This is a genomic window from Streptomyces sp. NPDC003300 (assembly GCF_040610915.1).
Lineage (GTDB): Bacteria > Actinomycetota > Actinomycetes > Streptomycetales > Streptomycetaceae > Actinacidiphila.
This window is the reverse complement of record NZ_JBEXNE010000016.1, coordinates 192,547-200,281: the sequence shown is the minus strand read 5'-3', so window position 1 is coordinate 200,281 and position 7,735 is coordinate 192,547. Positions and strand designations below refer to the sequence as shown.

Below are 7,735 nucleotides of genomic sequence, written 5' to 3'. Positions count from 1 at the left end.
TGCGGCTACCTGGTCGTGGGTATCCAGTGCCCTTCTTGTCACCGCATTTCTGCGGGGGCACCCCGGCCCGTCCCCTCCCGGTACGTCGGCGTCCGCCCGCCGGTGGGGGTTGCCGGGAGGGGGATTCTTTCGGCGGGCCGCCCTGCGCCGGTGCCCCCTCCCAGCAAGCCGCAAGACCTCGGCCCTCCCCCAAGCACCCAACACCACCCCTGCCCACCCCGCCAGACCGTCGCCTCCCCCAGGCCCCGACCCCCCTCGCCCACCCGGCCGGACAGTCGGGCGCGCAGGACCCGGGCTCCCACCCACCCCCTCCACCACCACAGCGGACCGTCAGCCGCCGACGCACCCGGCCCCACCCACCCCCTCCCCGGCAACCCCCACCGGCAGGCGGACGCCGACGCACCCGAACCCACCCACCCCCCTCCGCCACCCCCACCGGACAGGCGGACGCCGACGAGCGAGGAGGGGACGGGCCGGGGTGCCCCCGCAGAAATACGTTGACGGCCGGGTACCGGATGCGCAAAGGCCAGGTGATACGGATTTCGAGGAGGTACCCCGGACCGGCACCGACCAGGCACAAGCGGCACCCGCAGACGACCAAGCACCCGCACGGGTGGGCGGGCGGGAAAAGGAAGCAGGACAACGAAGGGCGGAGGCGGGTTCGTTAGGGTGCGGGAAGGGGGTGAGGGGCGGTGGACGGTGGAACCGTCGCAGGAGTCGCCGCGTCAACCGCGGCGCTGCTGACGCTGCACCTGCTCGCCAGCCACCGCACCGCCGGCCTCGCCGCCGCCGCCGCGGCCGGCGCCGTCGCGATGGCCACCGCCACCGCCGCCGCGGCCGGCCTGAGGCCGTGGAACGTCGCGGGCACCGCCCTCGTGGCGGCAGGCGCCGCGGCCGTCGCGTGGGCCCTGGGCCGCTCGCGGAAACGCAGGCGCGCCGAGCGCTCGGCCCTGGCCGCGTACCGTACCGGCGCACCCCAGATCCCCCGCTTCGCGGCCCTCGCGGAACGCGACCGACTCGCGGTCGAGTTGCACGACGTCGCCGCCCAGCGCCTGACGGCGATCGTGGTCTCCGCCGCGGCGGCGCACCGCCTCGCCGACCCCGAGCGCACGGCGGCCGCGCTGCGCCACGCGGGCACCGCCGCCCGCCAGGCGATCGCGGAACTCGACGTCCTCACCGACCACGAGGACGAAAGAACGGCGGACCTCGACGCCGTCGCGGCCCTCGCCGCCGAGGCCGGCGCCCATTACGAGTGCACCGCCGCGGCGGTCCCCGCGCCGACCGCCGCCCTCGCGTACCGCGTCGTGCGCGAGGCCCTGACCAACGCGGCGCGCTACGCCCGCGGTTCGGCGATCCGTATCGCCGTCGAGGCCGCCCCCGGCGTGGTCACGGTCACGGTCGGCGACAGCGGCGGCACGGCGCTCGAACCCCGCCTCGGCACGGGCCACGGCCTGGCCGGTCTGCGGACGACCGTGGCCGCCGCCGGGGGCACGCTCCGTTACGGCCCGGACGGCCCAGGCTGGACGGTGCGGGCCGAACTCCCGGTCGCACAAGCCGCGTCCGGCCGGACACCCGGCGGGACACCCGACCGCCGCCGCCCCCTGTGGCGGGGACCCACCGCGCTCGACTGGGCGCTGGTCGTCCTGGCCGTCGCGCTGTCGCTCGGCGCGAGCCTGCTCTCGGACGACGTGCCCGACTCGTTTCGCGGGCTGCTGCCGAGCGTGCCGGTGGTGGTCCTGTCCGGGCTGCACGCGGTGCCGTTGGGGTGGCGGTCGCGGGCGCCGGGGGCGGGGCTGGTGGCGGTGCTGTCGGCGCTGGTGCTGTGGTGGGGGTGCGACAGGGCCGGGTGGACCCGGCCGCCGGTCAGTGACATTTTCCTGGTCTATTGGTGGGTCGAGCTGACGTTCGTCTTCAGCGCGGGCGCGTATCTGGCGGTGCGGCGCGGGCTGATGGCGCCGGTGGCGGTGGCCGTGACCGGCGGTCTCGCGCTGGCCAGCGCGGACGGCATCACCGGCAGCAGGACGGCGGCCTGGGCGGCGCTGACCGGGCTGCTGGCGGTGCCGTCGTTCGCGCTGTGGTGGCTGGGTCTGGCCACCGCCCGGCGGCGGGAGCGGCGCGGGGCGGTGGCGGCGCGGGGGCGGGAACGGCTCGAACGGGACGCCGACGCCGCCGTACGCGACCAGCGCCGCCTGATCGCGGCGGGCCTGCTGCGTACCGCCCGGCAATACGCGGCGAACGTGGCGGACGCGGCCGACGCGGGACGGCTCGACACCGTTCTCGACGAGGCGCGCGCGGCCCTGGGCGCGCTCCGCGAACTCCTGCGTGACCTGCGCGGCCGGGACGGCGTGAGCACTCCGCCGCCCACGGTGGCGGGGATCGCCGCGCTGGCGGGCCGGTACGGCGCGACCGTCCGCTACCGGGGGCCGCACCGGGCGGTGACCGTCGTCGTGGGGGTGGCCGCGTACCGGGTCGCGGCGCTGCTGCTCGCCGAGGGCGTCACCCTCACCGTGCTGCGCCTGGACGCGGGTGTCGAACTCACCGCGCCGCCGCCCGGCGGCCCCGGCGCCCTGCGCCGGGTACGGGCGGTGGCCGACGCGGTGGGCGGTACGCTCACCAGGACCGACGACGACGCGGTGCGCGTATGGCTGCCGGAGGTGTTCCCATCACGATCAGGGTGACGGTCGCCGACGACCAGGCGGTCGTACGCGCGGGCATCGCGGCGATCGTCGACGCGGAGCCCGGCCTGTCGGTCGTCGGCCAGGCCGACGACGGGGAGTCGGCGGTGGCGCTCGCCCTCGAACTGCGCCCGGACGTCGCGCTGATGGACATCAGGATGCCCGGCACCGGCGGTCTGGCCGCCACGGCCCGGATCGTCGCGGGCGCCCCCGCCACCCGTGTCATCGTGCTCACCAGCTTCGACCTCGACGAGTACGTGTTCGCCGCGCTGCGCGCCGGGGCCGTCGGCTTCCTGCTCAAGGACGCCGAGCCGGAACGGGTCGTGGACGCCGTACGGGTGGTGGCCGGCGGGGCCGCCCTGCTCGACCCCGCGGTGACCGGACGGCTGATCGAGCGGTACGCCGCCGGGCCCGTCCCCGCCGACCCGGCGCGGCTGGCGCGCCTCACCCCGCGCGAGACCGAGGTCCTGCGGCACGTGGCGCGCGGCCTGGCCAACGCCGAGATCGCCGCCGTCCTGGGCATCAGCCCGGCCACCGTCAAGGACCATGTCGCCGTGGTCCTCGGCAAGCTGGGCGTACGCGACCGGGTCCAGGCGACGATCGCCGCGTACGAGACGGGTCTGGTCCGCCCCGGAGCCGGCTGAATCCGCGACCCCCGCCCCCGTACGAGACAGATCTGAGCCGCCGCGGAGCCGGCTGAATCCGCCGCCCCCGCCCCCGTACGAGACAGATCTGAGCCACCGCGGCCGGTCGGGCCCCCCGCCGCGCGGCGGGGGTCGGGACCCCGCCGACCAGCGGATTTCGCCGGACGCCGGTCGTCCGGGCGCACGACGACCGGGTGACCCGCGCGTACCTAGCCTCGGCGGCATGGCACTGAGACTTCCCCCGCTTCCCCCGCTTCCCGCGCTTCCCCCGCTCGCGCGCCGCATATTCGGCGGCGTCCTCCTCGTCATCACGGTGGCGCTGACGCCCGTCACCGCGACGGCCGGTTTCTTCGCGGCGGCGTTCGCGACCGCGAACGTCCCGCTGCTCGCCCTGTGCGGCCTGGTGGTCGCCGCGGGGACGGCCGCGGCGCTCGGCCGAGGGGCGTTCGCCCTGCTCGGCAAGGGCGGCCTGCGGGCGACCTGCGTCCTCACCGGCGTCCTGCTCCTCGGCGTCTGCGCGCTCGCCGCCGGTACGGTCTTCCGCCCGATGCCGACCTCCGCCTCGGCCCCGGTCCCGGCGGACGTCAGATTCTGGAATCTGCCGACCGGCTCACGGATCGCCTATGTGCACGCACCCGCCGTCGGCACTCCGAGGCCGACCCCGGTCGTCTTCCTGCACGGCGGCCCCGGCACCCCGTCTGAGGGCATCCCCACCGGCGGCCGGGAGTTGGCCGCGGACGGCTTCGACGTCTACGCGTACGACCAGGTGGGCGCCGGACGCTCCACCCGGCTCTCCGACGTCACCGGGTACACGGTGGCGCGCCAGGTCGCGGACCTCGACGCGATCCGCCGCACGATCGGGGCGGACCGGATCATCGTCGTCGGCCAGTCGTGGGGCGGTTCGCTGGCCGCCCAGTACCTGCTGGCGCACGGCACGCACGTCGCCAAGGCCGTGTTCACCTCGCCCGGCGCGCTGTGGGGCCACGAATTCCCCGGCTCCGCGGCGGGGGACCCCTGGGACCACCTGACACCGGCCCAGCGGGCGGCCCGTGACCGGCTGGACAGCAAGCCGCGGCTGATCGCCGCCAGTCTGCTGCTCCAGATCAACGCGCGCGCCGCGCACGCCCTGGTGGGCGACGGCGAACTCGACCACTGGATGCACGAGGTGGCCCTGCTCGGCAAGGACACCACCTCCTGCGCGGACGCCGCGGCCTCGGAGGCGCACGCCAACCCTCAGGGCTTCTACAGCAACCAGATGACCGTCAAGGACTTCGAGCAGCTCCCCGACCCGCGCCCGAGGCTGCGCGCGATCCGCGTTCCGTCCCTGGTCATGCGGGGAAGCTGCGACTTCATCAAGCCCGCCGTGACCGAGGAGTACCGGCAGACCCTCCCGGACTCCCGCCTCGTGCGCGTCAAGGACGCGGGCCACGCCATCTCCCACGACCAGCCCGCCCTCTACACCGCCCTCCTGCGGTCCTTCCTCCTGGACCGCCCCCTGCCGACGCCCGCCTCCTGAGCCGAGGACGCGGAGGGGACGGCGCGGGGACGGCGCGGGGACGGTGCGGGGCGCGGTCAGGGCCTCACGCCAAGTGACCGGTGTCGTTCCAGCGTTCGATCGCCGGGGCGCCGTAGGCCCACCCGAGGATGGACAGGGAGGCGGGGTCGAGGCGGAGGGCGCCGGCGAAGGACGGGTCGAGGTCGAGCCAGCGGGCCCCGAGGACGCGCAGGAAGTGCCCGTGGGCGAAGACGAGGACGTCGCGCTCGGCGGACCGCGCCCAGGAGACGACCTGGTCGGCGCGCGCGGCGACCTCGGCCAGCGCCTCGCCGCCCGGCACGCCGTCACGCCAGATGGTGAAGCCGGGCCGCAGGTCCTGGAGCTGGGCGGGCGTCAGGCCCTCGTAGTCGCCGTAGTCCCATTCGACCAGCGCGTCCCACTCCTTGGCGGCGCCGCCGAAACCGGTGAGGTCACAGGTCTCGGCGGCCCGCAGCAGCGGACTCGTGCGGACCTCGACGTCGGGAAGTCCGTTCCAGGGCCCGCGCGCGAGCCGCTCCCCGAGGATCCGGGCGGTGCGCCGCCCCTCCTCGGTGAGGGGGATGTCGGTACGGCCGGTGTGCCGCCCGGACAGGGACCATTCCGTCTGGCCGTGTCTGACCAGAAGAATGCGCGGAGCCATGCGGCGGTGCCTTTCCTAGGAAACGGGCTCCCATCATCGCTCACGGCCCCGCTGTCCCCGCCCTCACGGCCCCGCTGTCCCCGCCCTCACGGCCCCGCCGTCCCCGCCCTCAGAGCCCCTGGCCGCCGCCGAGCAGACCCTCCAGCAGCCCTTCGAGGCCGAATTCGTACTGCGCGGACCCCTGGTCCTGGGCGCAGAGGAGTTCGGGCGCGAGGCTGACGAGGGCGGGGTAGACGTCGGGCGGCAGGGCGTCGATCTTGGCGCGGACCCGGTCGCGTACCCCGTCCTCGCACAGGGCGCGGGCCCGCCGGGTGTTCCACAGAGCGGAGCCGACGGTGTACTGCATCAGGGCCACGTGCGCGTGGGCCGCGTCGGCGCGGCCGAGCCCGGCGCGCCTGAGCAGGTCGAGCATGCGGTCGATGACGGCTATGGCGTCGTCGCCGCGCAGCGGCCTGATGGTGAGGAGCTGGAGCGCGGAGGGGTGCTCGGTGAAGAGCCCGTAGACGCCGCGGCAGACCTCCCGCAGCTCACCTCGCGGGTCGCCCGTGCCGGTGGGCGGAAGCTCTATCGTGTCCATCAGACGCTGTGCCACGGCGTCGCTGATCTCGTCCTTGCCCCGGAAGTGGGAGTAGACCGCCATGGTGCCGACGCCGAGTTCCTGGGCGAGCGCGCGCATGGTGAACGCCTCGGCGCCCTCGCGGTCGAGGAGGGTGATCGCGGCGTCGAGGATACGGTCGGGGTTGAGCGAGTTGCGGGGAGCGCGGCGCCGTGGGGAGCGGACCGGCTGGGTGACGGACATCCGATTCTCTTGTTTCTCGTACTCAGTCGTACTTCAGTCGTACAACAGTCACGCTGGGGTGCCTCGTGCGACGGGGTACGCCGAGGCCGGAACGTCGCCAACACGTCGAGGAATACGCCGAGGAAGGCAACCCGGAGAGCGGACCGGGCGTCCTCGACTGCACATACCCCTGCTACGGAACGTTGAACACCGTACGATGTCGGAGTTTCTTCCGTAGTTCTGGGCCGGTGTACGTGGCGTTTAGCGTACGTCGTACGGTAGAGGGTACGCGCCAAGACCATGACCGCCCGCCCGCGGCCTTCGGAGAACCTGGAGAGACGCCCGCATGACGATCACCGCCACCGCGCCGCGCGCCGCCGCCTACCGGGGGAAGCTGCGCTGGTGGACCGAGCTGCCGCTCATCGCGGTGATTTACGCGCTCTACTCCGGCGCCCGCCTGCTGGTCAGGGGGGATGTGGACGACGCCGTCGAACACGGCGCGGACATCCTGCACTTCGAGCAGCTCCTGCACATCGATCCGGAGCGCTGGTTCAACAAGCTCTTCACGCAGCACGCCTTCCTGGGCGTGCCCGCGGACTTCGCATACGCGTCGCTGCACTATGTGGTGACGCCGAGCATCCTCATCTGGCTGTGGCGCCGCCGCCCGACGCACTACCGGGTGGCGCGCACGTGGCTGATGATCTCGACGCTGATCGGTCTGGTCGGCTTCACCGTGGCGCCCACCGCGCCGCCGCGGCTGATCGGCGGCGGGCACGGCTTCATCGACACGATGGCGCAGTACGGCTCCTACGGCTGGTGGGGCACCGACGCGAGCGCGCCGCGCGGTATGGGACATCTCACCAACCAGTACGCGGCGATGCCCAGCCTCCACGTGGGCTGGTCGCTGTGGTGCGGGATCATCCTGTGGCGCTACGGGCGGAACAGGGTGGTGCGCACCCTGGGCGTGCTCTACCCGGTGACGACGGCGTGTGTCGTGATGGGCACCGCCAACCACTATCTGCTGGACGCGGTGGCCGGTGTCGCCGTGATGGGCCTGGGCTATCTGCTGGCGAAGCCCGCGCTGCGGGTCGCCGACCGGCTGCTGGCGCGCGTGAAGGAAGCCCTGGGCAGGCCGACGGCCGAGGAGACGGAGCCGGTGTCCGGTGCGTCGTCCGCGGTGGTCGCCGCGCACGTCGCCAATACGGCGCACGTCGCCAATACCGCGCAGGTCTCCAACGGCACGCACGTGTCCAACGGCACGCAGGTGTCCAACGGCACGCATGCCACGGGTGTCAGCGGTGTCGCCGCGAGCATTCCGGCGCCCGGTGGCGGCGCCTCCGTACCGAAGCCGCGGACCGTGTCCGTACCGCCCGGCGCGGACGGGCCGGACGACGCCGACGACCCGCGGGCGGCGGGCGAACACGCCGGACAGAGCCGGATGTCGTAGCCGAGTGCCACACTTTC

The 7,735-nt window shown here is 74.4% G+C and carries 6 protein-coding genes; 4 read left to right on the top strand and 2 right to left on the bottom strand.

Features of this window, described 5'->3' with window-relative positions; genetic code table 11:
- Positions 1-692: 692 nt before the first annotated feature.
- The 3 genes from ABZX65_RS23540 to ABZX65_RS23530 all read left to right on the top strand — a co-directional run bounded on the left by ABZX65_RS23540 (position 693) and on the right by ABZX65_RS23530 (position 4,835).
- On the top strand, positions 693-2,678 hold the full coding sequence (locus tag ABZX65_RS23540; protein WP_355343265.1) for an ATP-binding protein: 1,986 nt from the start codon (positions 693-695) through the stop codon (positions 2,676-2,678).
- The gene (locus ABZX65_RS23535; RefSeq protein ID WP_355343262.1) at positions 2,642-3,319 is read left to right on the top strand and encodes a response regulator transcription factor; all 678 of its coding nucleotides are present in this window, start codon (positions 2,642-2,644) and stop codon (positions 3,317-3,319) included. The genes ABZX65_RS23540 and ABZX65_RS23535 overlap by 37 nt, the downstream gene beginning before the upstream one ends.
- A 223-nt stretch (positions 3,320-3,542) precedes the next feature.
- Positions 3,543-4,835, top strand: coding sequence for an alpha/beta hydrolase (locus ABZX65_RS23530; protein ID WP_355343259.1), 1,293 nt, complete (start codon positions 3,543-3,545; stop codon positions 4,833-4,835).
- A gap of 64 nt (positions 4,836-4,899) precedes the next feature.
- On the opposite strand, the gene ABZX65_RS23525 is transcribed toward ABZX65_RS23530, so the two are convergent.
- On the bottom strand, positions 4,900-5,493 hold the full coding sequence (locus tag ABZX65_RS23525; RefSeq protein ID WP_355343256.1) for a histidine phosphatase family protein: 594 nt from the start codon (positions 5,491-5,493) through the stop codon (positions 4,900-4,902).
- A gap of 109 nt (positions 5,494-5,602) precedes the next feature.
- The gene (locus ABZX65_RS23520; RefSeq protein ID WP_355343253.1) at positions 5,603-6,292 is read right to left on the bottom strand and encodes a TetR/AcrR family transcriptional regulator; all 690 of its coding nucleotides are present in this window, start codon (positions 6,290-6,292) and stop codon (positions 5,603-5,605) included.
- A gap of 325 nt (positions 6,293-6,617) precedes the next feature.
- Here ABZX65_RS23520 and ABZX65_RS23515 point away from each other — a divergent pair, with 325 nt between their 5' ends.
- Positions 6,618-7,718: a phosphatase PAP2 family protein gene (locus tag ABZX65_RS23515; RefSeq protein WP_355343250.1), complete on the top strand. Its 1,101-nt coding sequence runs from the start codon at positions 6,618-6,620 to the stop codon at positions 7,716-7,718.
- Positions 7,719-7,735: the final 17 nt, after the last annotated feature.

Excerpts from the sequence above, each read along its gene's own strand:
- ABZX65_RS23520 (WP_355343253.1), bottom strand. The coding sequence starts at position 6,292 with ATGTCCGTCACCCAGCCGGTCCGCTCCCCACGGCGCCGCGCTCCCCGC.
- ABZX65_RS23525 (WP_355343256.1), bottom strand. The coding sequence starts at position 5,493 with ATGGCTCCGCGCATTCTTCTGGTCAGACACGGCCAGACGGAATGGTCC.
- ABZX65_RS23535 (WP_355343262.1), top strand. The coding sequence starts at position 2,642 with ATGGCTGCCGGAGGTGTTCCCATCACGATCAGGGTGACGGTCGCCGAC.
- ABZX65_RS23530 (WP_355343259.1), top strand. The coding sequence starts at position 3,543 with ATGGCACTGAGACTTCCCCCGCTTCCCCCGCTTCCCGCGCTTCCCCCG.
- ABZX65_RS23515 (WP_355343250.1), top strand. The coding sequence starts at position 6,618 with ATGACGATCACCGCCACCGCGCCGCGCGCCGCCGCCTACCGGGGGAAG.